The organism is Mesorhizobium sp. USDA 4775 (assembly GCF_054062655.1).
Genome location: NZ_JBSSFM010000001.1, coordinates 2,149,971 through 2,174,017, shown reverse-complemented (window position 1 = coordinate 2,174,017; position 24,047 = coordinate 2,149,971). Strand labels below are relative to the sequence as shown.

General features: G+C 62.5%; 21 protein-coding genes and 1 pseudogene. 11 read left to right on the top strand and 11 right to left on the bottom strand.

What is annotated here, in order from left to right; genetic code table 11:
• Positions 1–801, top strand: a complete 801-nt coding sequence (locus tag ACVILI_RS10465) for a FadR/GntR family transcriptional regulator (protein ID WP_240565087.1) — start codon at positions 1–3, stop codon at positions 799–801.
• Here ACVILI_RS10465 and ACVILI_RS10460 read toward each other — a convergent pair.
• The 3 genes and pseudogenes from ACVILI_RS10460 to ACVILI_RS10450 all read right to left on the bottom strand — a co-directional run.
• Positions 785–1,618, bottom strand: a pseudogene (locus tag ACVILI_RS10460) (aldehyde dehydrogenase family protein); the annotation flags it as partial. The gene ACVILI_RS10465 and the pseudogene ACVILI_RS10460 overlap by 17 nt on opposite strands.
• Positions 1,619–1,660: 42 nt before the next feature.
• On the bottom strand, positions 1,661–2,884 hold the full coding sequence (locus tag ACVILI_RS10455) for an IS256 family transposase (protein WP_038649879.1): 1,224 nt from the start codon (positions 2,882–2,884) through the stop codon (positions 1,661–1,663).
• A gap of 244 nt (positions 2,885–3,128) precedes the next feature.
• Positions 3,129–4,034: a LysR family transcriptional regulator gene (locus ACVILI_RS10450; protein WP_019860191.1), complete on the bottom strand. Its 906-nt coding sequence runs from the start codon at positions 4,032–4,034 to the stop codon at positions 3,129–3,131.
• Between the two features lie 135 nt (positions 4,035–4,169).
• Between ACVILI_RS10450 and pxpA the strand changes: the two genes are divergently transcribed.
• The 10 genes from pxpA (at position 4,170) to ACVILI_RS10400 (ending at position 13,371) form a co-directional block, all read left to right on the top strand.
• Positions 4,170–4,892, top strand: coding sequence for a 5-oxoprolinase subunit PxpA (gene pxpA / locus ACVILI_RS10445; protein WP_019860192.1), 723 nt, complete (start codon positions 4,170–4,172; stop codon positions 4,890–4,892).
• Between the two features lie 64 nt (positions 4,893–4,956).
• A complete protein-coding gene (locus ACVILI_RS10440; RefSeq protein WP_019860193.1) occupies positions 4,957–5,190 on the top strand; it encodes an acetyl-CoA carboxylase in 234 nt (77 codons plus the stop codon).
• Positions 5,190–6,554, top strand: a complete 1,365-nt coding sequence (locus ACVILI_RS10435) for an acetyl-CoA carboxylase biotin carboxylase subunit (protein ID WP_019860194.1) — start codon at positions 5,190–5,192, stop codon at positions 6,552–6,554. Before ACVILI_RS10440 ends, ACVILI_RS10435 begins: the two co-directional genes overlap by 1 nt.
• 9 nt (positions 6,555–6,563) lie before the next feature.
• Positions 6,564–7,439, top strand: a complete 876-nt coding sequence (locus ACVILI_RS10430) for a 5-oxoprolinase subunit B family protein (RefSeq protein ID WP_019860195.1) — start codon at positions 6,564–6,566, stop codon at positions 7,437–7,439.
• Complete coding sequence (locus tag ACVILI_RS10425) at positions 7,429–8,400, top strand: 5-oxoprolinase subunit C family protein (protein ID WP_020628981.1); 972 nt, start codon at positions 7,429–7,431, stop codon at positions 8,398–8,400. Before ACVILI_RS10430 ends, ACVILI_RS10425 begins: the two co-directional genes overlap by 11 nt.
• Before the next feature lie 249 nt (positions 8,401–8,649).
• Positions 8,650–9,402, top strand: a complete 753-nt coding sequence (locus ACVILI_RS10420; RefSeq protein WP_019860197.1) for an ABC transporter ATP-binding protein — start codon at positions 8,650–8,652, stop codon at positions 9,400–9,402.
• The gene (locus tag ACVILI_RS10415; RefSeq protein ID WP_019860198.1) at positions 9,399–10,133 is read left to right on the top strand and encodes an ABC transporter ATP-binding protein; all 735 of its coding nucleotides are present in this window, start codon (positions 9,399–9,401) and stop codon (positions 10,131–10,133) included. The genes ACVILI_RS10420 and ACVILI_RS10415 overlap by 4 nt, the downstream gene beginning before the upstream one ends.
• A 1-nt stretch (position 10,134) precedes the next feature.
• The gene (locus tag ACVILI_RS10410) at positions 10,135–11,040 is read left to right on the top strand and encodes a branched-chain amino acid ABC transporter permease (protein WP_019860199.1); all 906 of its coding nucleotides are present in this window, start codon (positions 10,135–10,137) and stop codon (positions 11,038–11,040) included.
• Between the two features lie 3 nt (positions 11,041–11,043).
• Positions 11,044–12,132 carry a branched-chain amino acid ABC transporter permease gene (locus ACVILI_RS10405; protein ID WP_051726724.1) on the top strand — a complete coding sequence of 363 codons (1,089 nt, stop codon included), beginning with the start codon at positions 11,044–11,046 and terminating at the stop codon, positions 12,130–12,132.
• A 42-nt stretch (positions 12,133–12,174) separates the two neighbouring features.
• Positions 12,175–13,371 carry an ABC transporter substrate-binding protein gene (locus tag ACVILI_RS10400; protein ID WP_038644746.1) on the top strand — a complete coding sequence of 399 codons (1,197 nt, stop codon included), beginning with the start codon at positions 12,175–12,177 and terminating at the stop codon, positions 13,369–13,371.
• Positions 13,372–13,470: 99 nt separating this feature from the next.
• On the opposite strand, the gene ACVILI_RS10395 is transcribed toward ACVILI_RS10400, so the two are convergent.
• The 8 genes from ACVILI_RS10395 to ACVILI_RS10360 form a co-directional block, all read right to left on the bottom strand.
• Complete coding sequence (locus tag ACVILI_RS10395) at positions 13,471–13,884, bottom strand: nuclear transport factor 2 family protein (RefSeq protein WP_019860203.1); 414 nt, start codon at positions 13,882–13,884, stop codon at positions 13,471–13,473.
• Positions 13,881–15,263: an aspartate aminotransferase family protein gene (locus ACVILI_RS10390; RefSeq protein ID WP_019860204.1), complete on the bottom strand. Its 1,383-nt coding sequence runs from the start codon at positions 15,261–15,263 to the stop codon at positions 13,881–13,883. Before ACVILI_RS10390 ends, ACVILI_RS10395 begins: the two co-directional genes overlap by 4 nt.
• Before the next feature lie 96 nt (positions 15,264–15,359).
• Entirely contained in the window at positions 15,360–16,091 is a 732-nt protein-coding gene (locus ACVILI_RS10385) for a LamB/YcsF family protein (protein ID WP_020628982.1), read from the bottom strand.
• 12 nt (positions 16,092–16,103) lie between these two features.
• Positions 16,104–18,452: a xanthine dehydrogenase family protein molybdopterin-binding subunit gene (locus ACVILI_RS10380; RefSeq protein WP_019860207.1), complete on the bottom strand. Its 2,349-nt coding sequence runs from the start codon at positions 18,450–18,452 to the stop codon at positions 16,104–16,106.
• The gene (locus ACVILI_RS10375; RefSeq protein ID WP_019860208.1) at positions 18,445–18,942 is read right to left on the bottom strand and encodes a (2Fe-2S)-binding protein; all 498 of its coding nucleotides are present in this window, start codon (positions 18,940–18,942) and stop codon (positions 18,445–18,447) included. The genes ACVILI_RS10380 and ACVILI_RS10375 overlap by 8 nt, the downstream gene beginning before the upstream one ends.
• On the bottom strand, positions 18,933–19,787 hold the full coding sequence (locus tag ACVILI_RS10370) for an FAD binding domain-containing protein (protein WP_038644744.1): 855 nt from the start codon (positions 19,785–19,787) through the stop codon (positions 18,933–18,935). The genes ACVILI_RS10375 and ACVILI_RS10370 overlap by 10 nt, the downstream gene beginning before the upstream one ends.
• Positions 19,788–19,950: 163 nt before the next feature.
• Positions 19,951–21,918, bottom strand: coding sequence for a hydantoinase B/oxoprolinase family protein (locus ACVILI_RS10365; RefSeq protein ID WP_038644742.1), 1,968 nt, complete (start codon positions 21,916–21,918; stop codon positions 19,951–19,953).
• 3 nt (positions 21,919–21,921) lie between these two features.
• Positions 21,922–23,949: a hydantoinase/oxoprolinase family protein gene (locus ACVILI_RS10360; RefSeq protein WP_038644740.1), complete on the bottom strand. Its 2,028-nt coding sequence runs from the start codon at positions 23,947–23,949 to the stop codon at positions 21,922–21,924.
• Positions 23,950–24,047: the final 98 nt, after the last annotated feature.

Sequence of the window (24,047 nt, the reverse complement as noted above, 5' to 3'; positions counted from 1 at the left end):
ATGGACGCGGCGACCGCTGCAATCGATCAAGGCAAGCAGGACCTTCCTGTCGGGGATGGCGCCAATCTGTCCCTGAAGGATCGCATCGCGCGCGATCTCGGACAGCGCATTCTCGCCGGCACCTACGCGCAGCACGTGGTCCTGCCGACGGAAGCTGAACTGTGCGTCATATACGGCGCCAGCCGCACGGCGCTTCGCGATGCGCTGCTGACACTTTCGGCCAAGGGACTGATCGAGGCGCGCAAGCGGGCTGGCACGCGTGTGCGCGCGTCGAGCGAATGGAACAGGCTTGACGCGCAGGTTCTCGAATGGATGCGCGATATCGAGCCTGATCTCGATTTCGTCCGCGGCCTGATCGAGGCGCGGCTGGTCATCGAGCCGGCTGCCGCCCAGCTTGCGGCCAGGATGGCGACCGCGGGCGATCTCGCGGTGATCGAAGCCGCCTATGAGGCCATGCGCATTGCGCCGGAGGACGACCTCGCGGCCTGTCTCGATGCCGATGTCCGCTTTCATACCGCTATCCTGCGCGCCAGCCGCAACCCGGTTTTCGCCAATCTCGGCAATATGCTGGCAGCCGCACTCAGCTTCTCTTTCCGACTGACCACATCGGCCACGGCCAATTATCAGCAGACGCTCAGCGCCCATGGCGATGTGCTGGAAGCAATCCGCATGCGTAGGGTCGACGACGCTCACGACCAGATGAAAGCGCTGATCGGCATCGCCTCGAACGACCTTCTCGCTGTCGCTCGCAAAGGCCGCCACCAACAGCCGGTCCCTACTGCCAGTCCGCTTCGTCCTTGAAGCGAAAGACCGGAGCGATCGGACCGAAGGCTTCTTCCTGTGCGAGCCGCATCGGCGCCTGCATTCCGCTCAGCACGGTTGGTTCGAACCAGGTGCCGCCGAGCGCATGCGGCTTGCCGCCAGTCTCGATGCGCGCGCCGCGATCCACGGCGTCGCCGACAAGCTCCGCCACCTTCGCCACGGCTTTCGCGTTGATGAGCGGCCCCTGCACCACCTCCGGCGCGGCGCCGTCACCGACTTTCAGACCAGCAACCTGCTCGGTCAGCTTTGCCACGAAGGCAGCGTGGATGCCATCCTGCACATAGATGCGGTTGGTGCAGACGCAGGTCTGGCCGGAATTGCGGAATTTCGAGGCGATGGCGCCGGCGACGGCGAGATCGAGATCGGCGTCGTCGAAGACGATGAACGGCGCATTGCCGCCGAGTTCCAGCGACAGCTTCTTCAGCGTATCGGTGCACTGCCGCATCAGGAGCTTGCCGACGGCTGTGGAGCCGGTGAAGGAGAGTTTTCGGATCACCGGATGCTCGCAGAGCAGCCGCCCGATGCCGGCGGCGTCCTTCGACGGCACGATGTTGAGCACACCGGCCGGAATGCCGGCCTGCCGGGCAAGCTCGGCGATTGCGAGCGCCGTCAGCGGCGTTTCCTCCGAGGGTTTGACGACCATGGTGCAGCCCGCGGCGAGTGCCGCCGCCGCCTTGCGGGTGATCATCGCCAGCGGGAAGTTCCAGGGCGTGATGGCGGCGCAGACGCCGATCGGCTGTTTCAACACGATGAAACGCCGGTCGCGACCGGCCGACCGGATGACGTCGCCATAGACGGGGACTGTCAGGAATTCCGTGTGCGGGCGGGCTGTTGAACATTATGCAGCCATTGCCCTGATGAAGCGCTCGCCGAAGATGACAGCGAATTGGGCCTTGGCCATGGTCCACTCACGTGGCGGCATTTTCCACTCTTTCTCGGATCGGTTCAAGATCAGATAGAGCAGCTTGGTCGCCGCGTCGTCGCTGGGGAAATGGCCCCTGGCCCTGACAGCCCGTCGAAGTTTCGAGTTCAACGCCTCTATTGAGTTCGTCGTGTAAATGATCCGGCGGACGTCGTCAGGGAACGCGAAGAATGGAATGACCTCGGCCCAGGCGCGCCGCCAGCTCTGGCCGATGGCGGGATAGCGCAGGCCCCAGGGGCCGGCCTCGAACGCCGCCAGCGCCTTTTCGGCGGCATCGGCATCGACGGCGCGGTAGATTTCCTTGAGTGCGCCGGCGAGGCTCTTGCGATCTTTCCAGGACACGAAGTCCATCGAGTTGCGCAGCAGATGGACTATGCACGTCTGGACGATCGCCTCCGGGAACACAGCGGTGATCGCGTCCGGGAAGCCTTTCAGGCCATCGACGACGGCCAGAAGGATATCCTCCGTGCCGCGGTTCTTGAGCTCGTTCATCACCCGCAGCCAGAACTTGGCGCCTTCATTCTGCTCGAGCCACAGGCCCAGCACCTCCTTTGCACCATCGGCGCGCACGCCCAGTGCGATGTGGATGGCCTTGTTGCGGACCATCCCTTCATCGCGGATCTTGACCCGGATCGCATCGAAGAAGACCAGCGGGTAAATCGGATCGAGCGGCCTTTGCTGCCAGGTGGCGACTTCGTCGAGCACGGCGTCCGTCACCGTTGAGATCAGGTCCGCAGACACATCGATGCCGTACAGATCGCGCAGGTGCCCGGTGATCTCCCGGGTGCTCATGCCACGCGCGTACATCGACACGATCTTGTCATCAAAGCCGGGAAAACGGCGCTGGTACTTGGCGATCAGTTGCGGATCGAAACTCGACTGGCGGTCACGCGGAACATCGATCTCCAGCTTGCCGGTCTCGGTCGTCACCGTCTTGCGGCCATAACCGTTGCGCGTGTTGCCAGCGTCTTCGCCGCTCGCCAGATGATGGTCCATCTCCGCGTTCAGCGCGCGCTCGGTCAGAGCCTTCTTGAGCGTATCCAGCAGGCCGCCCTGTTCGAAGGCAGCACTGGCTGCCCCGCCTGCCAGAAGCTGGTCGAGAAGATCATTCGGTATCGCAGGTTCTTTGCGTCGGGTCATAGTGGGAATCCTTTTTACCCATTATGCCCGCCCGCACACGGAATTCCTGACAGTCCCCCATAGACGCGCTTGGCTTCTTCCGAGAACCAATCGACGAAGGAGTCTAGAATCCGGCACGACCACTCGCCGAGCAGTCTACATTCTGGCCGTATAAACTGCGGATGCGCAGGCGAGGTGCCTTGTGGGCTACCCGCTGCTCAACCCAGCGAGCCTGAGGTAAAGTGTCTGTCTGACGGGCTGGCGGTTAGCCGCCGCCGCCCATGGTCACGGACATAAAAGCCCGGAAGGCGGCCGCCGCCGGGCCGATTGGTCTATCACGCGACCAGGCCAGGCCGACATCCATACTGGGGATCGGTTCGACAAGCCGGCGCACTTCGATGCGCTGCCCCTCCAACGACCATGGTCGGTAGACCATGTCGGACAGAACAGTGACTCCCATGCCGGCAGCCACGAGCGAACGCACGGCCTCGACCGAACTGGTGGTAAGCACTGGGCGGAGCGTAAGCCCCGCGGCATCCCAGTAACGGGCTGCCGTCGTGCGTGCCTCGTCCACCGTCAGCATGACATAATCTTCCGCCGCCACATCGGCGAGGCTGATTTCCTGCCGCGCGAGCAGATGATGATCCGCCGAGAGCCAGAGCCGGCGGTTCGACCGCATCAAGACCTCCTGCGCCAGTTCCTCGGTGTGCGCCAGGTTGGACACCAGCATCACAGCCATGTCGATCTCCCCGCTCATCAAGCCGCTTTCGAGAGCGTCTCGAGGAAGTTCCAGCACCTCGACCTCGATCTGGGGGTAGGTCTTTCGAAACCGCGTGTAGTGGCGCGACATGTAGTAGCCGACGACCGTGTAGGTCATGCCCAGCCGCAGCTTACCCTCCAGACCCTTCCTGTCGCGCAACGGGCTTCGGACAGCGGCTGCGACTGCCCCGGTGATGACACGTGCATGTTCAAGAAACCGCGCGCCCTCCATCGTCAACCTTACGCCAGCGTGGTTACGCTCCAAAAGCCGTACGCCCAGATCAGCCTCCAGCGTCTTTATCGCCGCAGTGACCGCCGATTGTGAGATGTTGAGTTCCACCGCAGCATGACTGACCTGTCCGCTCTCGGCGGTGGCGATGAAATAATCGAGCTGTTTCAAGGTGATGGTCATGGCGCACTCCGACCCAGAACCATTATCTGTTTTTTTGATATCACAATCAATAAACTACTATTTCACAAATGCCCGCGCATGCGCAAAAAATGCTGCAACGCCGCAAAGACGGCAGCTTCGAGGGGTAACAATGCGATGGCGGTGACGCTAAACTGCGACATGGGCGAAAGCTTTGGCCTTTACAAGGTTGGCGACGATGTGGGCATGATGCCGATCATCGACGTTGCCAATGTCGCCTGTGGTTTTCACGCTTCCGATCCGGATCACATGCACGCAGCCGTCCGCGGCGCCAAGGCGAATGGCGTAAAGATCGGCGCCCATCCAGGCTTGCCGGACATTCAGGGTTTCGGCCGGCGGGAGATGCGGATGACCCGCGACGAGGTCAGGAACGCCATCATTTACCAGGTGGGAGCGCTTGCCGGCTTCCTCAAGGCAGAGGGTGTGGAACTCCACCATATCAAGCCGCATGGCAGCCTCTACTTCATGGCCATGCAGCAGGAGGCAATTGCCCATGGCGTGTGCGACGCGGCAGAGGTTTTCGGCGTCCCCCTTTTCGGCATGACGGGCACCCTGCACGAGAAGATCTATCAACAGCGCGGCATCCCATTCGTCGCCGAGTTCTATGCCGATCTCGACTACGATGCCTCCGGCAAGCTGATCCTGACACGCGTTCATGACGCCAAGGACCCCACGGAGATGGCCGAGCGTTGCGTGCGCGCCATCAGCGAGGGCGAGGGCACGGCACAGGACGGCAGTTTCTTTCCCGTGCGCTGCGAAACCATCTGCGTGCATTCCGATACGCCGAACGCCATCGAAATAGCCAGGGCGGTGCGCGCCGCAATTGCCCCTTGGCATTGAGCCAACCGAAACCGCCGCACAGGCGGTTTCAAATCAGTCTGTCTGCAGTTTTCCGGAGCTTTTCATGGCCCAGATTCTATCGCCTCTTCCCGGCACTTTCTATCGGAGCGCTTCGCCGGACCAGCCGCCCTACAAGGCGGATGGCGACGCGGTCTCCGCCGGAGACGTAATCGGTCTCATCGAAGTGATGAAGTCGTTCCACGAAGTGAGGGCCGAGACGGCCGGTAAGAACATCCGCTTCCTTGCCGACAATGAAGAGCCCATCATGGCTGGCGCGCCTATTGCGGATCTCGACTGATGCTGAAAAAGCTTCTGGTTGCCAACCGGGGCGAGATCGCGGTCAGGATCATCCGGGCCGCACAAGATCTGGGCATCGCCACTGTGGCGGTGTATTCGGCCGCGGATGCCGGGGCGCTCCACGTCGAGCTTGCGGACGAAGCGGTCAACATCGGCCCACCGGCAGCAAAGAAGTCCTATCTCAACATCGAAGCAATTTTGACGGCTGCCCGCGAAACCGGCTGCGACAGCGTTCATCCTGGCTATGGCTTCCTTGCCGAGAATGCCGCCTTTTCAGATGCGGTCACAGGCGCCGGACTGGTTTTCGTCGGCCCGTCGGGGGATGCGATCCGGATGATGGGCGACAAGGTCTCGGCGCGATCAGCCGCCGCCGCCGCGGGTGTCCCTGTGGTGCCAGGCTCGGCTGGACGGGTCGAGGGCCTCGAGGCTGGCCGCGAGGTGCTGGCCGAAACCGGCTTTCCGGTGATGATCAAGGCTGCGGCAGGCGGTGGCGGGCGGGGCATCCGCATTGCGAACTCGTTCGCCGAATTCGAGCAAGCCTTTCCTCAGGCCGAAGCAGAAGCCCTCGCCGCCTTTGGCGACGGTGGTCTCTACATGGAAAAGGTGATCGGCAAGGCCCGCCATGTCGAGGTGCAGATCCTGGCAGACGGAAGCGATGCCATCCACTGCTACGAGCGGGAATGCTCGCTGCAGCGGCGACGCCAGAAGGTCTGGGAGGAGGCTCCGTCGCGCGCACTTTCCGACGGGCTGCGCGAGGAGCTCTGCGCTTCCGCGGTCGCTTTGGCAAAGGCGGTCAAGTATTCTGGTGCCGGTACGGTAGAGTATCTTTATGACGATGAAGCAGACCGCTTTTACTTCATCGAGATGAACACCCGTATTCAGGTCGAGCACCCGGTCACCGAGGCGATTACCGGCATCGACCTCGTGGCTGAGATGCTTCGCATAGCCGGCGGCGAGAAGCTGCGGATTCGGCAGGGCGATGTCTCCGTCAAGGGGCATGCGATCGAAGTACGGCTCAATGCCGAAGATCCGGCGAAGGAGTTCGCTCCATTCCCCGGGCAGGTGGCCGAGCTTCGCGTTCCCGGCGGTCCGGGCGTACGCTTCGACTCGATGCTCTACCAAGGCTATCAGGTGCCGCCCTTCTATGACTCGCTGCTTGCCAAGCTGATCGTCCATGCAGAGACGCGCGAGGCGGCGATAGTGCGGTTGATCCGCGCGCTTAACGAGTTGAAGATCGGCGGGCTCAAGACCACCAAGCCGCTGTTTCTTGCGCTGGCCGCCGATCCGGCGGTGCGGGCGGGAGACGTGCATACCCGCTGGCTGGAAGGCTGGCTCATCGAAAACGCCGCAGCATCGGCGGGCTAAGGAGGACCGATGTCGATACGATTCAACTTCGGCGGTGACGAACATATCTTCGGCGAGGTTTCCGAGGAAATGTCGCTCACCTCGTTCTTTACCGGCCTTTCGATGACTAACGCGGTGCGTACGGCAGGCATCCGGGGCGTCACCGAGATCTGCCCAGCCAACGCCAGCTTCCAGATCCGCTTCGACCCCGACATCGTCAGGCCGCAGGATTTGCTCAGCGAACTGAAGTCGATGGAAGAGGCGGCCTCAAAGGCTGCCCCGGTGCTGAAGACCCGGATCATCGAACTGCCGGTTTTTTTCCAGGATCCATGGACGCGTGAAACCTGCTTGCGCTTCCGCGAGCGCCATCAGGACCCGTCCTCCACCGATCTTGAATATTCGGCACGCATCAACGGCTACGCCACGGTGGAAGAGTTTATCGCGGCCTATTCCGGCCAGCCTTGGTTCGTGTCCATGGTCGGCTTCGTCGCCGGACTGCCCTTCCTGTACCAGATGGTTGAGCGCAAGAAACAGATTCAGGCTCCGAAATATTTGCGTCCACGCACCGACACTCCCAAGCTCACCATTGGCCATGGCGGCTGCTTTGCAGCGATCTATTCGGTGCGCGGCGCTGGCGGCTACCAGATGTATGGCATAACCCCGGCCCCGATCTACGACCCTACCAGGAAGGTGCGCTACCTCGCCGATGATATGTGCCTGTTCAAGCCAGGCGACATCGTCAAGTTCAAGGCCATTGGTCGCGATGAGTACGACGCCACGCTGGAGGAAATCGAAGCCAATCAGTGGCAGCCGACGATTCGCGAATGCACCTTCAGCCTGACCGACTTCAACAGCGATATTTACGGCACAAATGCAAAGCTGATGGAGCTTATCAATGGCCGCTAAGGTAATCTCTCCCGGCCTCTCCACTTCCGTGCAGGACCTTGGCCGACCAGGCCACTATCATGTCGGCATCCCCGAAGGCGGCGGCATGGACCGCTTTGCCACACGCATCGCGAACCTGCTTGTCGGCAACGATCCCGGTGCGGCGGTGCTCGAAGCCACCTTCATGGGGCCTGAACTGGAATTCACCCAATCGGCAGTCATCGCCGTCACGGGGGGAGAGCTGCCACCCAAACTTAATGGCGAGGAACGGCCGACCTGGGAAAGCTTTCCGGTGAAGACAGGTGACCGGCTGTCCTTTGGCTTCCTCAAGGGCGGCGCGCGCGCTTATCTAGCCATCTCCGGCGGCATCGACGTACCCGTGGTTCTCGGCTCGCGCTCGACCTATATTCTGGGCGCACTCGGCGGCCATCAAGGCCGCACGCTGAAGGCCGGCGACGAGCTTCCCATCGGTGAAGGCTCCGGCAAAGCCGGTCTTTCGCTGCCTGCCAACCTGCGCCGTGTGTGGAATAGTCCGGCGGAACTCAGAATGCTTCCTGGCATGTACTGGCATCGGATTACTGAAGCCGCAGGCAATCGGTTCTTTGAGGAAACCTGGAAGGTCGCGCCCGAGGCTGACCGCATCGGCTATCGCTTCCGCGGCGGGACGCCGCTGGAGTTCGTTGAGCGTGAGCAGCCTTTCGGCGCAGGCTCCGACCCCTCGAACATCGTCGACGCCTGCTATCCCTACGGATCCGTCCAGGTGCCGAGTGGCACGGAGCCGATCGTTCTTCACCGGGACGCGGTTTCGGGTGGCGGCTATATGATGCTGGGTGTGGTGATCTCGGCCGACATGGACCTGATCGCCCAGCTTCAGCCGCACACCCCGGCGCGCTTCGTTGCGGTGACGCTGGAAGACGCGCTGGCCGCGCGAGCGGAACAGCGCGCCGCGCTGGCGCGTGCCGAAGGGTACCTGGCCGGCTGACGTCAGCCGGGAAATGCCGGCGGAGGAGCCGGAGGTGAGGAGATCGGCCGGCCAAAACCGACCGCGCGCGGCGGAAGACAAAATCCGGTGCGCGAAACGACAAGACGACGCCGGGCAACGGCGTGAATTTGGCCATCCGAGCAGTCCGCTAGAGACCGCCGGAACCGACAGGGGAAGACATCAGCAACGTGACTGGCCGCAAGGCCGGATGCTTCGCGCCTTTCCGTCGGTAACAAGAAGGAAAGGGACATGAGTCATCTGAGCGCGGAGAACGTCTCGGTGTCGTTTGCGGGGCTAAAGGCCCTGTCATCGGTGGACCTCCAAATTACGCCTGGGCGCATCGTTGGCCTCATCGGCCCCAATGGCGCTGGCAAGACCACGCTGGTCAACGTGCTGACGGGCTTCCAGGCTCCGACGGAAGGCACCATCAAGCTCGACGGGGCGGCACTCTCGGGTCTCAAGCCGCATCAGGTCCGCCGGCGCGGCATCGCCCGCACCTTCCAGGGTGGGCGGCTCTTCCGCGACCTGCCGGTGCTGGACAATCTGGAGGTAACCGGCGTTGGTCTGGGAATGAGCCGGCGCGCAGCCATCGCCGAAGCGGAAGCGATGCTCGACTGGATCGGCATCGGCGCGCTGGGCCCCCGCATCGCCGGAACCTTGCCTTATACGGATGAGCGCCGTGTCGCCATTGGCCGCGCCCTGATGGGACGGCCCGCATACATCCTGCTCGACGAGCCTGCGGCCGGCATGAGCACGCCGGAGGCGCAGGAGCTTTCGGCGCTGATAAGACACATCGCCGGCGATCTCGGCTGCGGTGTCCTGCTCATCGAGCACAATGTCGGGCTGGTGCTTGGCCTTTGCGAGCATATCGTCGTGCTCGATTCCGGAGCGATCATCGAGGAGGGTCCGCCCGCCGCGATCCGCGATAGCGAGAAGGTGCGCCACGCCTATATGGGCACGGCCGCGAACACCGACCTGCCCGTGCTGGAGGTGATGGAATGAGCCTGCTCGCCCTTTCCGATATCACCATCCGCTATAGCCGTCTCACGGCGGTGCGCGACGTCTCCTTCTCCATGGACGAAGGAGAAATCCTGTTCATCACCGGCCCGAACGGAGCTGGGAAGTCTTCGCTGCTGCGTGCGATCGCCGGTGTGACGCCGGTGGCGGGCGGCCGGATCGACCTGGCGGGCCATGAGATCACCGGCCAGGCACCGGAGAACATCGCCCGGCTCGGATTCTCCATGGTGCCGGAGGGGCGCGATGTCTTCGGCTCGCTGACGACCGAAGAGAACCTTCTCGTCGGCACTGGCATGCACGCTCGTGACCGCGGCTGGCGAAGCCGAACGGCGGGCGACCTCGAAGCCGTCTACGCAACCTTCCCGATGCTGAAAGAGAGGCGGCACGGGCAGGCGGGATTGCTGTCCGGCGGGCAGCAGCAAATGCTGGTCATCGGACGCGCGCTGATGACCAATCCGCGGCTCATAGCCATCGACGAGCCTTCGCTGGGCCTCGCCCCCAACATCAACGACCAGGTCTACGAGCGGCTGATCGCGCTGCGTGCGCAACGCCAACTCACGCTGCTGATCGTAGAGCAGAGTTCGGCCCGGGCGATGATGGTGGGTGGGCGCATGATCCTGATGCGTGGCGGGCAGATCGTGCTCGATGGTGACGCCCGGACACTCGGGAACGGCGAGGCGATCCAGGCTGCCTACTTCGGTTACGAGGACCATTGAGATGCTCCAGATCCTGTTTGACGCACTCTCGCTTGGTTCGCTCTACGCGCTCGGCGCACTTGGCATTGCCCTCATCTTCGGCGTCATGCGGCTTGTGAACTTCGCGCATGGCGACGTCATCGCCTTCTGCGTCTTCGCGCTGCTGTGGCCATCGACGGATGCCATGGCCATCGTCTTTGCTGGCCAATTGCCGTGGTACCTGCTGGTGCCCTTCGTGCTGCTCTGCGGAGCCGGGCTGTCGGTGCTGTGCGAAATCGTCGTCTTCAGGCGGTTCCGCAACGCCAACCCGGCAACGATGATGATTGCTTCTTTCGCGCTCGGTTTCGTCATTCGCTATTTTCTGCTGATGCTTTTCTCGAGCCGGCCGAAGTCGATCAATCTCCTCCCAGAACTCTCCCAGCCCATCGAGATCTTCGGCGCCAGGCTGCCGCTTCTCCAGCTCATCACCATCATCGCGACGATGTTGATCCTGATAGGTCTGACCCTCTTTCTGCGCCGGACCCGGTTCGGACTGGAAATGCGGGCGGCGGCGGAGAATTTCTCCATGGCGCGCATGCTCGGCGTCCGCGCCAACCGGGTCATCATGGGGGCCTTCGCGCTGTCAGGCGCGCTGGCAGGTGCCATCGCCTTGATCTTCGGGGTGCAGACCGGCACCGCCGATATCCAGATGGGGGCGGCGATCATGCTGATGGCGTTCATCGCAACGGTTATCGGCGGCTTGGGCAGCCTGGCTGGCGCCGTGCTGGCGGGCTTCCTGCTCGGTGCCGCGTCGGTGATCATGCAGGTCATGCTTCCTATCGACGCCCGGCCCTTCCGCGATGCCTTTGTCTACGGAGCGGTCATCCTCGTTTTGCTCTTCCGTCCGCAAGGCCTGATTTCGGCGCGTGGCACAAAGGAAAGGGTCTGATCCATGTCCGCAGCGTCCCCGGCCATCGAGCCGCAAATGACCACCGGCGCCATTGTCGCCAAAACCCCCCGGCCCTTCGTGCTGGCGCGTCGTACCATCATCACGCCGATCCTGCTGTCGCTGTTGATGATCGCCATCGCACTCCTGACGATGATGACCGGATCGAGACCGTTCAATCAGGTGATCATTGACGTCTTCCTCCGGGTCATCCTCGTGGTCGGCCTTTATGTATTTATTGGAAATTCGGGCGTGCTGAGCTTCGGCCATATCGGCTTCACCTGCCTCGGCGCCTATGTGGCGGCATGGCTGACGATCAATCCCATCATGAAGAAGATGGCCTTTTCCGGTCTTCCCGGCTGGCTGATAAAAGCCCAGATGCCCTATTGGGAGGCGGCCATCATTGCCGCGATCTTTGCGGGTTTGGCGGCGCTGATCTTCGGGCGGATCCTGATGCGGCTGTCGGGCATCGCCGCCTCCATCGCAACCTTCGCCATGCTGGCGATGATCAACACCATCTACTCCAACTGGGAAACCGTTACCGGCGGGACATCGTCGGTCGTCGGGATCCCGATCATCCGTTCGATCTGGCCCTATCTGATCGCCGCCATCCTCTCGGTCTTCATTGCCTGGGCACATGCGATATCGCGTTCCGGCCTGGCATTGCGTGCCGCCCGCGACGAACCGACGGCCGCGGCAGCCTCCGGCATCGATATTCCCCGGGAGCGGCTTGTCGCCTTCGTGATCTCCGGTGCCATAATGGGTCTCGGCGGCGCCTTGATGGCTCACTCCATCGGGGTCGTGACCCCGGACACCTTCTATCTCGGTCTCACCTTCATCACGATCGCCATGCTTGTCGTTGGCGGCATGGGCAGCCTTTCGGGCGGCGTGATCGGTGTCGTGTTCCTGTCGGCCCTCATTCAGACCCTGCGCTGGCTGGAAGCCGGGGTTTCCATTGGCGACGTCGCGTTCGCCATACCGAAAGGCCTTCAGGAGATCGCCCTGGGCATCATCATGATCATCATTCTGGCGCTTCGTCCGGCAGGCGTCTTCGGCAATCGCGAGATCTCTTTAACCCGCAACCGCGGTGACTGACCGGCGGATTGTAAGCCGCCGCAACCCTGAAAGGAGAAGTCTATGATAAACAAACTGAAAATAACGACAATGACGATGCTCTTCACCGCAACAGCTGCCTTTCCAGCCTTGGCGGACGACAGCAAGATCGTCGTCGGTTTCGCCACGGCGGAATCGGGCTTCATGGAGGCTTACGACAAGCCCGCCACCGATGCCGCGCTGATCCGCATCGACGAAATCAATGCCGCCGGCGGTCTTCTTGGGAAGAAAATTGAAGTCGTGAAAGCCGACACCAAGTCCGACCGTGCAGAAGGCGCAAAGGCCGGTCTTTCCGTTCTCGACCAGGGCGCTGACCTCGTCGTCGTTTCCTGCGACTACGACTTCGGTTCGCCGGCAGCACTTGCCGCCGAGGCGGCTGGCAAGGTTTCCTTCTTCCTCTGTGCTGAATCCGTAAAGGCGGGCATCCAGGGCGTAGGCCCGCACAGCTTCTCGGCGTCGGTGCTGGCGGCCGTGCAAGGAGCGACGATGGCCGAATGGGCATACAACAAGAAGGAGGCCAAGACCTTCTATCGCCTGCTCGACAGCTGGACGGAATACAACAAGGGCATCTGCGACGGCTTCGACTGGATGATGCCGAAGCTGGAGGCCAAGGGCGCCAAACTTCTGGGTCAAGACACCTTCAAGAATGACGACCCTTCAATCGCTGCCCAGATCAGCCGCATCAAGGCCCTGCCAAAAGAACCCGATGCGATCATGCTTTGCACCATGATGCCGGGCGGCGTTTCGGCGATAAAACAAATCCGTGCCGCTGGCATCAATTCGATGATCCTCAACGGCTCCGGCATGGACGGCAGCTACTGGCTGTCGGCGGTACCTGACCTTTCCAACTTCTACGTTCCGGTTCAGGGTTCCATCTATGGCGACGACCCGAACCCGGAAGTCACCAAGTTCAACGCAGCCTACAAGGCCAAGACCGGCGGCGACCCATCTTCCATGTATGTCTATCCAGGCTATGTCATGATCGACGTCTGGGCAAAGGCCGTCGAGCGCGCCAAGAGCATCGATGCCGATGCCGTTGTCGCGGAACTCGAAAAAATGAAGAACGAGCCGACCCTCTTCGGTTCGCGCACTTTCACCTCCGAACTGCACCACCAGAACCAGACCAAATACCTGGTCGCCGACACCGAGAAGGGCAAGCCAGCGATCATCGACAGTTGGACGATCTCCGAACCGATCCCGCTTGACGCGCTCTTGAAGTAGTCGTGGCGCCGGCTTGGTCCGGCCGTCCTTCCCAAGCAAAGAACCCGGCCCGCACGATGTGGGCCGGGTTCAACCTATCAGTCCATGACATGCGAACTTTTATGTCCGGGCCTTGCGATAGGAATCCTTGAGCGCAATTCGCGCGCCTGAAAAAACGAAGATGTCGCAGCCATCGACCTCGATCTTGTCTCCCGCGGCCGTTGTTCCCGTGAAGCGCCACGAAGACAGTCCGGTATCTCCGCTGACCACATGGTTGTCATTTGACCAGGCAGCGTCCGAAAAGGTTGAGAAGATAGCGGCATAGGCTGCCCGCACGGCCTCCCGCCCAGTGTGACGGCGACCGTTGGGGTCGGGTCCAGCCGAAGCATGGAAGGCGCAATCCTCCGCCATGCAGGCCATCAAGCCGTCGAGGTCATGGGCGTTCCACGCCGCCATGAACCGGCCTAGAAGCGCGGATCGCTGCAACGAAAGATCGCCTCCGGTCATGCCGGTCTGGTCCGCATCGCCGATCATTCCAGCCCTTCCTTCGCCACCGCGCCGACCAGCCGGTCCAGCGATCTCGACATGCGGGTCATGATTTCGGCGATGTCCTCTCCCGTCACGATCATCGGCGGGCAAAGCGCAAGCTGGTCGCCGATATTGCGGAAGATGAGACCTTCTTCGTGACCGATCACCGACGCTATCGCGCCCGCGCGTCCTACCTTTGCGAAAGGCCGCTTGGTCGCCTTGTCAGCAACCAGCTCGACCGCCCCGATCAGGCCGGTGCCGCGAGCCTCCCCGACAAGGGGATGATCGGCAAACGAGCGAATGCCCGCCTGGAAGAGCGCTTCCATGCGGGCCGCATTGCCCATCAAATCGCGCTCCTCGATGATGGCGAGATTTTCCAGCGCAACGGCTGTCGCGACCGGGTGGCCCGACGCCGTGAAGCCATGGCCGAAATTACCGATCGTCACGGTGTTGTCGGCAATCGCCTGATAGATCGCTTCAGAGAAAATGACGGCGGCAAGCGGCATGTAAGAGGAGGTGATCTGCTTGGAGACCGTCATGATATCAGGCGTGAAGCTGAATTTCTGGCAGCCAAAGGGCGTGCCGAGCCGCCCGAAACCACAGATCACCTCATCTGCTATCAGAATAATATCATTTGCCCGGCAGATTTTCTCCACGCCTTCCCAATACCCGACCGGCGGGGGCAGAACGCCGCCAGCTGCCATAAGCGGCTCCCCTATGAAGGCCGCGATCGTATCAGCCCCTTCTTCCGCGATCACCGCCTCCAGTTCGGCGAGCAGGCGCGCCGTGAAGGCGGCTTCGTCTTCGCCTTCCATGCCGAAACGATAGAAGTGCGGGCAGGTCAGGTGACGAACGGGAATCGCCGGCAGGTCGAAGTCGCGATGGTTGATCGGCAGGCCCGTCAGGCTGCCGGAGGCGACTGTGATGCCGTGATAACCCTTGGTCCGCGCCAGGAATTTCTTCTTCTTGGGTCGGCCGAGCGCATTGTTCATGAACCACACCATCTTGACGATGGTGTCGTTGGCTTCCGAGCCCGACGACGTGAAGAAGACACGCGTCAGGTTTTGCGGCGTCATCTCCACGAGTTTCTCCGCGAGCCGGATGGACGGCTCATGCGCCTTGGAGGAGAAGGTGTGATAGTAGGGCAGCTTCAGCATCTGCTGATAGGCGGCGTCGGCCAACCGCTTTTCCGAAAAGCCGACGGCCACCGACCATAGCCCGGCGAGCCCTTCGATATATTCCTTGCCGCGCTCGTCATACACACGGATGCCGTCGCCGCGGCTGATGATCAGCGGCCCGGTTTTTTCGTGCTGACGCAGGTTGGTGTAGGGATGCATGGTGGCGCCGATGTCGGCGGCGGCGAGAGAGTTGGAAAGCGCGTCCATGGAAGTCCTCAGCGGCTTGGGGAAGTGGTTCGGGGTTGTGAGTTCGAGATAGTTTTCGATCCCATGCGCGGAGCCTTCACGATACGGAAGAATGAATCATGGCAGGCTTTTGGAATGCGTGTCGATGATCCGCCGCATCAGCGCGGCGACGTCGCGCGCATTCGGCGGATCGGAGTGGATGCAGACGGTGTCGAAGTCGACCGGGCGGACCGTACCGTCTACCGCGACGAGTTCGCGTCGGGTAAGCGCCCCCATCATGCGGTGCTCGGCAAGTGTCAGGTCGATAGCCGACTGTACGCGCGGGATGATCAGGCTGCCGCCGGGAGCGTAGGTAAGATCGGGAAAGAACTCGCCCACGAAGGCAACGTCAAGCTCAACTGCCGCCGTCTCGTGACAGGTTCCCGCCATGCCGAAGAGCGGGACGCCGAACGGCTTGACCGCCGCGGCGATTGCCCGGGCGGTGTCCATGTCGCGCGCGGCCATGCCGTAGATAATGCCGTGCGGCTTGACGTGGCTGAGCCGCCCGCCCTCGGCGGCCAGTATCCCTTTCAGAGCACCGATCTGATAGAGAAAGGCGGCTGTCAGTTCCTCTGGCTGAAGTTTCATTTCCCGCCGACCGAACCCCTCCCGATCGGGAAGGGAAGGATGCGCGCCGACCTGCTTGCCGTGCGAGAGCGCTAGCCGCACGGTCTTCAGCATCGTCCACGGATCGGAGGCGTGGAAGCCGCAGGCGATATTGGCGCAATCGATATGAGGCATGATGCCGGCATCGTCGCCGAAACGCCAGTTGCCGTAGCTTTCCCCCATGTCGCAGTTCAGGGTGACCATGGTTTGCTTGCCTCAGCCCAGGGTGTTCGACGCCCAGCCGGGGGCGATGTGCGGGAAATCCGGCGGCGGTTCGCGCTCGTGCAGCAGTCGAAGCACGCGCGGAGGCGTCAGTGGCAGCTGCCGCACCGGCTTGCCGATGGCACGTGCCACTGCGCAGCCGATCGCCGCGCCAACGGCCAGGATTGGCACCTCGCCGGCGCCCTTGGTGCCGAGCGGGCCCATCGACGGTGCGCCCTCGTAGAGGTCGGCGGCGACCGCAATCACGTCCTGTGCCAGCGGCAGGCGATAGGTCTCGAAATCGTCCTGCGCGATGCGTCCGTCGGCGGTGATCGTCACCTCCTCATGCAACGCATAACCCAGCCCCTGCACCACGCCGCCTTGTATCTGGCCCAGGATGGCGCGCGGGTTGAGCGCGCGGCCGACATCCTGCACCACGCGATAGGCGAGCACCTCGACATGACCGGTGTCCGCATCAACCGCCACCTCGGCCTCGTGAACAACGAAGACGGGGATGTCGAGAGCGTCGATGAAATGCCCCATGGCGCAGCCGGACATTGCCGGGGCGTTCCTGGCGGTAAAGGCTCCGCTTCCTGTGATCGGGCCGGTGGTGGCCTGCGCATGGGCGACGATAGCGGGGATCGACATTCCGGAACCAGGACGTCCCGTGATCTCCACACGCCCCTCGCGCAGCACCAAGTCTTCCGGTCGGGTCTGGAGCATCTCGCCGGCGGTCCGCAGCAACTTCTCACGCACTTCCGCGCAGGCGGCCACGCTGGCCGCGCCGATGGATACAGTGGTTCGTCCCCCGCCAACGCCGACATCGAGACCGGCGGCATCCGTATCGGCTTCGCGCACGATCACCTGGTCGGGAGCGAGGCCAAGCTGCCCAGCCACGATCTGTGGCAAGGATTGCACCATCGTGCCCGATCCGATCTCCACACCCGACGTGACCAGCGTTGCGCTGCCGTCGGCGTTCAAATTCACCGTCGCCGCCGAGGGTCCGACGAAAACGAACCATGTGCCGACCGTGGTCGCAATTCCATAGAGCCTGCCGTCGGCCTTGGCTTGCGATGTGCCGGTGCTGGCGCGCAACGTCTCCATGCGATCGAGCATCGGACCCAGCACGTCGGCCTCGAAAACCTGGCCGGTGGCACCGAGATCGCCATCTCCCAGGACATTCTTCTTCCGAAACGCCATCGGGTCGAAGCCCAGCGCCTCGCAGATTTCGTCGGTATGTCGCTCCAACGCGAAGGTGTTGTAGACGCCGTTGCAGGCTCGGAACGCGCCGTTGGGTGGTGTGTTGGTGTATACGGCGCGGCTGACGAGCCGCGTTGCGCCAACCCTGTAATTGCCGCCCAGCGTGTGCGCCGTCATCGTCGTCAAGAAAACCTGCTCGCCTCCATACGCACCGCAGTCCATCAGCACGACCGCCTCGCGCCCGGCGATGTATCCTTCGGCGGTGACAGCGGACCGAATGCGGATTTCCGCATTCTCACGGCAGAGGCAGGTTGCCATCTCTTCCTGCCGGGTATTTTCCAGCACCACGGTGCGCCCGGTCATCCGCGCCAGAAGTGCCGTGATCGGCTCGATGGACGCATCGAATTTCAGGCCGAATCCGCCACCGACAGGCGGTACGGTGACCCGCACACGCCCGGGCGGAAGCTGCATGACCCTTCCGGTGACGTTGCGCACTGTCCAAGGCACCTGTGTCGAGGTCTGGATGTGAGCACGGCCGTCCTCCCAGGAGCCAATGGCAACACGCGGCTCGAAGGGCACATGGCTCTGCCGGCCGACGGTGAAACTGCTTTCGACAATGCGTATATCGGGACGGGCGAAGGCAGCGTCGACGTCGCCGCGACTGGATTTTGCCTCCCATGCGATGTTGCCTGAACGTGCACCGCCTTCCGTGATCACCTCATAGCCGCGCCAGCCCTCGTGGACGAGACGGGCGGCGGGCTGGAGCGCCTCGGCCATGGTAAACACCGGTGCCAGCGGTTCGACCTCCAGCACGATGGCGGCAAGTGCCGCCCGCGCCTGCTTCTCCGTCTCGGCGGCGATGACGGCGATTGGCTCGCCGTGATAGCGGATCGTGTCGATGGCCAGGAGCGGATGGTCGGCAATGCCGATGCCGTAGAGCCCTGGCGCATCGGCGCCGGTCGCCACCGCGCGCACGCCAGGACAGCGAAGTGCCGCCGAAACGTCGAGCTTGCGGATACGCCCCGCGGGAACGGTCGACCGCAGCAGCACGGCATGCAACATGTCGGGGCGAGTCCGGTCGTTGGTGTATTTCGTCCGCCCTCGCAGCTTGTCCTGTGCATCGCGGCGCGGAAGATTCATCACCGTGGCCGCCAGCTCAGACATGGATGCCTCCCACCAACTGGCCTGCCTTTCGCGCCTGGTCGAGGCAGTCGGCCACGGCGTCGACGATCCGCTCATATCCCGTGCAGCGGCATATGTTGCCGACCATCGCGGCCTTGATTTCGGGGCGGCTCGCATGCGGATTGTCACGCACGAACGCCGAAAGGCTCATGACCATTCCCGGGAAACACATGCCGCATTGCACGGCATCGGCCGCCTCGAAATTGGCCTGGAGCGGGTGCAGCACCTGGTTTCCCGAACTCAATCCCTCGATGGTCGTCACCGCGCATCCCTGGACGAGTCCAACCGGCTTCAAGCAGGACGGCACCGCTTCGTCGTCGACATGCACCGTGCACGCGCCGCAAAAGCCTTCGCGGCACACAGCCTTGGTCCCCGTCAGGAACCGTTCCTGTCTCAGGATGTCGACGAGCGGCGTCATCGGATCTCCATCAAAGCGGCAGTCCTCGCCATTCAGCTGGAATGTCACAACCATGCCAGGCCCTCGGTCTTGAGAAGTGCGGCAACAGCGCGCCTGACCAGTGTCGGAAGAACCTGGCGCCGGTACCAACCCTCCGCTTCCTTGCCGTCGCGGCCCTGAAAATCATTGTGTTCCAGTGCAAGCTCGGCGGCGCGCTTCGGATCGAGCGCGGGCGCCGGGCCAGCCGCCATCGCCTGTTCGAGCGCCGTCCAGCGCCGCGCTACCGGCTCCACCGAGCCGACGGCGATGCGACATTTGTCTTTGTCCACCGCGAAGGAGACGATAGCGACCGGATAGTCGCCGGCTTGCCGGAGCGGCAGGCGGATGTGAGCACTTGCGATCAGGTCGCGGCGCAGATGAATTCTCGTCACCATCGCTTCGGTCAGCAGCGCAGGCCTGTCTTTGAGGAAATCCGAAATACCGAGGAGTCTTGAGCCTTCGAACGTCTGCAACTCCACCGTCGCCTCACAGGCGAGAAGCGCAGGGGCGAGATCGGCGGCGGCAAAGCCGAGGGCACAGAGGTTGCCGCCCACGGTGGCGACCCTTCGGATGCCGGGATTGGCCGCACCCTCGGCCGCGGCAACCAGACCTTCGAAGCCCGCTACCGCACGCAGCGCGCGGCCAAGCACCGTGTGGGTAACAGCCGCGCCGATCACGATATGGTCGGGCTCGATTTCTACCTTGGACAAGGCCGGTATTCGGTGGAGTGCGACCACCGCCTCGGGAAGGTCGACCCCGCGCCGCGGGTCACGCATCATCCAGGTGCCGCCGGCAAGCACCGTCGCGCCTTGCCGGCGTGCGGCCAATGCCTCTTCAATCGTGCTGGCCGCGGTGAACAATCGTTCCACGCTTGCTGCCATCTGTCATACCCCTCGGAAGCAGCCAACTTTCGCGACGCTGCAACATAGTTGCTCCAGCTTCAGGCTCCTGTGAAATAGTAATTCTTTGAATATGGTATCGAAAAAACAGATAACTGCGGCATCCCGCGAGCGCCCGCAAGGTTTGCGGCGCGCTCGTTAGCGCTCAGACCCAGTGGGCGACGGTCCGTTTCTCAAAGCTTTCACGGAACTGGACGGTGGTTTTGGGAAGCAGTTCGCCAGTCTCCCAATCGAGGATCACGGCATAGTGCCGAACCGCATCGAGCGCATCGATCTCGCCCGAGCGGTATTTGCGCGCGACCTCCTCGGGATCCATGCGTGCCCTATCCTTCCGTTTCGCTCGGATGTCGGCGCGGCAGGCTTCGGTCGCCGTCTCGTCGATTTCGTATTGGCACAGGTCGCGGTCGAGTTCGCGGATCACCACGCCGTAGTCGGTCCTGGCACGCTCCAGAGAAACGTAGTCGTCGATCACGTCCTCCATCACCTTGCGAGGCTCGCGCTCCAGTGGATCGCCGAAACCACCGCCGCCGGCCGTCGGACGCGCGAACTGGTCGCCTGTGTGGACGGAGTAATCTGAGAACACGGAGCCGAGCCAGATCTCGGTCTCTTCTCCGGCGCGCTTCATGGTCAAGCCGTGGGGCATCGACGGCAGCCCCCCTTCGACGCCCCAGACGACGGCGCGTTCGCGGTCGCAAATATAGGACATGACGGCATTTTCGGCGTCAAGCAACAACGAGGTCTTCTGCACGCCGACACCACCGCGCCATTTGCCGGGACCGGCTGAATCCTGCTTGATCTGGAACTCGATCGTTCGAGTGGGATTCACGCGCTCGTTGCCTTCGTTCGGTTGCGACATCAGGCCCGTTCCGAAGCAGGCGGTGGTGACATCGGCGCCATCCTTGCCGTTGCGCCCGCCCCAGCCGCCAGGCAGCCATTCGTAGAACATGAAGATCGGCTTTTCGGGTTTGCGTGCGTCCCGCCCCCCTGCCAGCAGATATTCGAGGTTGAAGGCGCAGGCGATGGCGCGTTGGGGCATGATCTTCGACCACATCTCGAAGATCGCGTTCATGATCTTTTCGAATGGCATGAGGAACCCGGTCACCGCCACCGGCCATTCCGCGCTGACGATGCTGTTCTTCGGCGCGGTCACCTCGATCATCCGGTAAAACCCGCTGTTGAGTGGAAGGTCCGGGAAGAAGGTCTTCATACCGGCGACCACGGCCGAGAAGGTCGCGCCCGGCGCGGAATTGTACATCGAGGCGATGGTCGAATGGCTTCCCGTAAAATCGTAGTGGATCGTGTCACCCTTGATCGTCATCTTGATGCGGATCGGGATCATTCCCTCGCCAGCGCCGAGATCGCGATCGATGTAGTCGACCGTCTCCCAGGTGCCGTCGGGCAGCTCCGCGAGACGCTTTCTCACGGCGCGTTCGACGTAGTCCTGAACCTCCTCCATACCGCGCATGACCTGGCGTCGCCCGTACTTCTTGACCAGCCGCAACAGTTCTCGCTCGGCCGCCTGCGTCGCCTGCGCCTGGGAATGGATGTCGCCAATGATCGATGCCGGATCGCGTGTGTTGGCCGCGATCATGTTGGCGACGTCGGAGCAGAAGCGGCCGCGCTGGAAAAGGCGCAACGGCGTGATCCGCAGGCCTTCGCGGAACATGTCGCGGGCGGTGACGTCGAAGGAACCCGGCACGGAGCCGCCGAGGTCCGACCAGTGGCCGTTCGACTGGGAGAAGCCGATCAGTTTGTCTTCGTCGAAGATCGGACGGACGAGCCGAACATCGCTGAAATGCGTACCGCCGGCATAAGGATCATTGATTGCGTAGACGTCACCGGGTGCCATATCGCCTTCAAAGACCCGGATCACCTCCTTGCACGTGTTGTGCAGTGTGCCGACATGGACCGCGATATCGTAGTTGCCCTGGGCGACGGAGTTGCCATCGGCGTCGTGCAGGGCGTTTGAAAAGTCCCGGTTGTAGATGACGAAGGAATAGCAGGTGCGAAGCATCTGTTCGGCCATCTGGTCGACGGTGGTGATGAAGGAGTTCTTCAGCACCTCGAACGTTACCGGATCGAGGCCAGGGTTCGTTTCAATCAGCTTTGTCATGTCTCAGCCTTTCGTCACGATGAGAATGTTCAGGAAGCCGTCGACGGTCGCGCTCATTCCCGGCGGAACCACGGTGGTGGAATCGAACTGTTCGACAATGGCAGGCCCTGTGAAAGCAGCACCGGCGCTGAGCTGATCACGTTCATACACGGCTGCATCGTGAGATACGCCGTCGAACCAGACGCCGCGGCGGCCGAGGGGCTCGGGCACATGAGGCACTACTTCGTGCCGCGGTATCTCGGCTTTCGGAACGATGCCGATCGCCTTGACCGCGATGCGGAAGATCGACACCGGCGCCTCTTCGCGGCGGTAGTTGAACTCTCGTTCGTGCTCGTTGTGGAACGCCTCGATCAGCGAGCAGATGCTCTCGATTTGCGCCGGTGCCGACACCGCAAGTGAGCGCCACTGGCCCTGGTACATCATCTCGACCGTGCGCTGCAGCGCCATGTCTTCCTGCGCCACGCCCTCATGGGCCAGGCGTTCGACAGCCTGTTTTTCCATGAGAACAAACGCCGTCTGCATCTCGGCGGGCGAGACAGTCGAAGCATCGGCCATGAAGCTTTCGGAGAAATCGTGCTGCACGTCGACGAGAAGGCAACCGAGCGCGGAGGTGACGCCGGGATTGGGCGGTACGATCACGGTTGGAATCGAAAGCTCCTTGGCCACGGCCGCTCCGTGCAAAGCGCCCGCACCGCCGAATGCGACGAGTGCAAAATCGCGCGGGTCATAGCCTCGGCTGATGGAAAGAAGCCGGACGGCGTTGCCCATGTTGGCGTTGGCGACGGCGATGATCGCCTCGGCCGCTTGATGGAGTTCCATGCCGAAGGGTGCCGCCACCGTCTCCTGCACCGCCTGGGCGGCCAGAGCGGGGTCGAGAGTGATCTTGCCGCCTGCAAGGCTGGTTCCGAGACGGCCGAGCACGACATTGGCATCGGTGTTGGTGGCGGTGCGGTTGCCATTCTTGTAGCAGGCCGGACCTGGAAAGGCGCCGGCGGACTGCGGTCCGTTGCGCAAGCTGCCGCCTTCGTCCTGCCATGCCAGCGACCCGCCGCCCGCACCGATGGTCAGCACTTCGATGGAAGGAAAGCGGATCGGATATCCGAATTCAATGTACCAGTCTTTTGTGATGCGCGACTCCCCGTTCCATGCGAGCGAGACGTCGGTGCTGGTGCCGCCCATGTCGAAGCCGATCGAGTTCGGGAAGCCACAGAGATTTCCGATGAAACGGCTCGCGATCGCGCCGGCAGCGATGCCAGATCCTGCGAGTCGGGCTGAAAAATCCTTGACGCTCGCGGGTGTCATGACGCCGCCACCGCTGTGCAGCAAAAGGAGATCTCGCTTGTATCCGGCCGCGGCAAGCTTTTCTCCAAGACGGGACACGTAATCGACGACGACCGGAGCGCAGACGGCGTTCGCCATTGTGGTGGAAAAACGTTCGTGCTCGAAGATTTCCGGCATGACCTCCGAGGAGATCGAGACCGGCACATCCGGCATTGCCTCCTTCAGGATCTCACGCATGCGGCGCTCGTTGGCGCCGTTGACATAGGAGTTCATGAAGCAGACGGCGATGGACTTGACCTGCCGTTTCTTGAGAATGTCGGCGGCACGGCGCGCAGCCTCTTCGTCCAGCGCTTCCAGGATCGCGCCCTCGGCACTGACTCGTTCCCGGACGGTCAGGCGGTCGCGGCGCGGGATATAGGGCTTGGCGACATCTTTATAGGTGTCCCAGAGATCTTCCTTGTTGGCGCGACGGATCTCGACAACGTCACGGAAACCCTCGGTGCAGACCATTGCGGTGCGTGGCAGGCGGCGGGTGATCAACGCATTGGTGGCGACCGTCGTACCATGAGAAAACATCGTCACCTGCGAAAGATCGATGCGGCCCTGGTCCACGCCATTCATGATGGCTTGCATGGGATCGTCAGGCGTGGAGGCGGTCTTTTCGATGCGGATCGCGCCGCTGTCTTCGTCCATGATGCAGATGTCGGTGAAGGTCCCTCCGACATCGACGGCAACTCTAATTCGGCTCATGACAGTTCCTTCGCAAGGTCTTTGCGGGCAAAGCCCCGCCTTCGCCGCCCCTCGCCGGGGCGACGTTGCAATAAATGGTGGAATGGCCCGGATTCGTC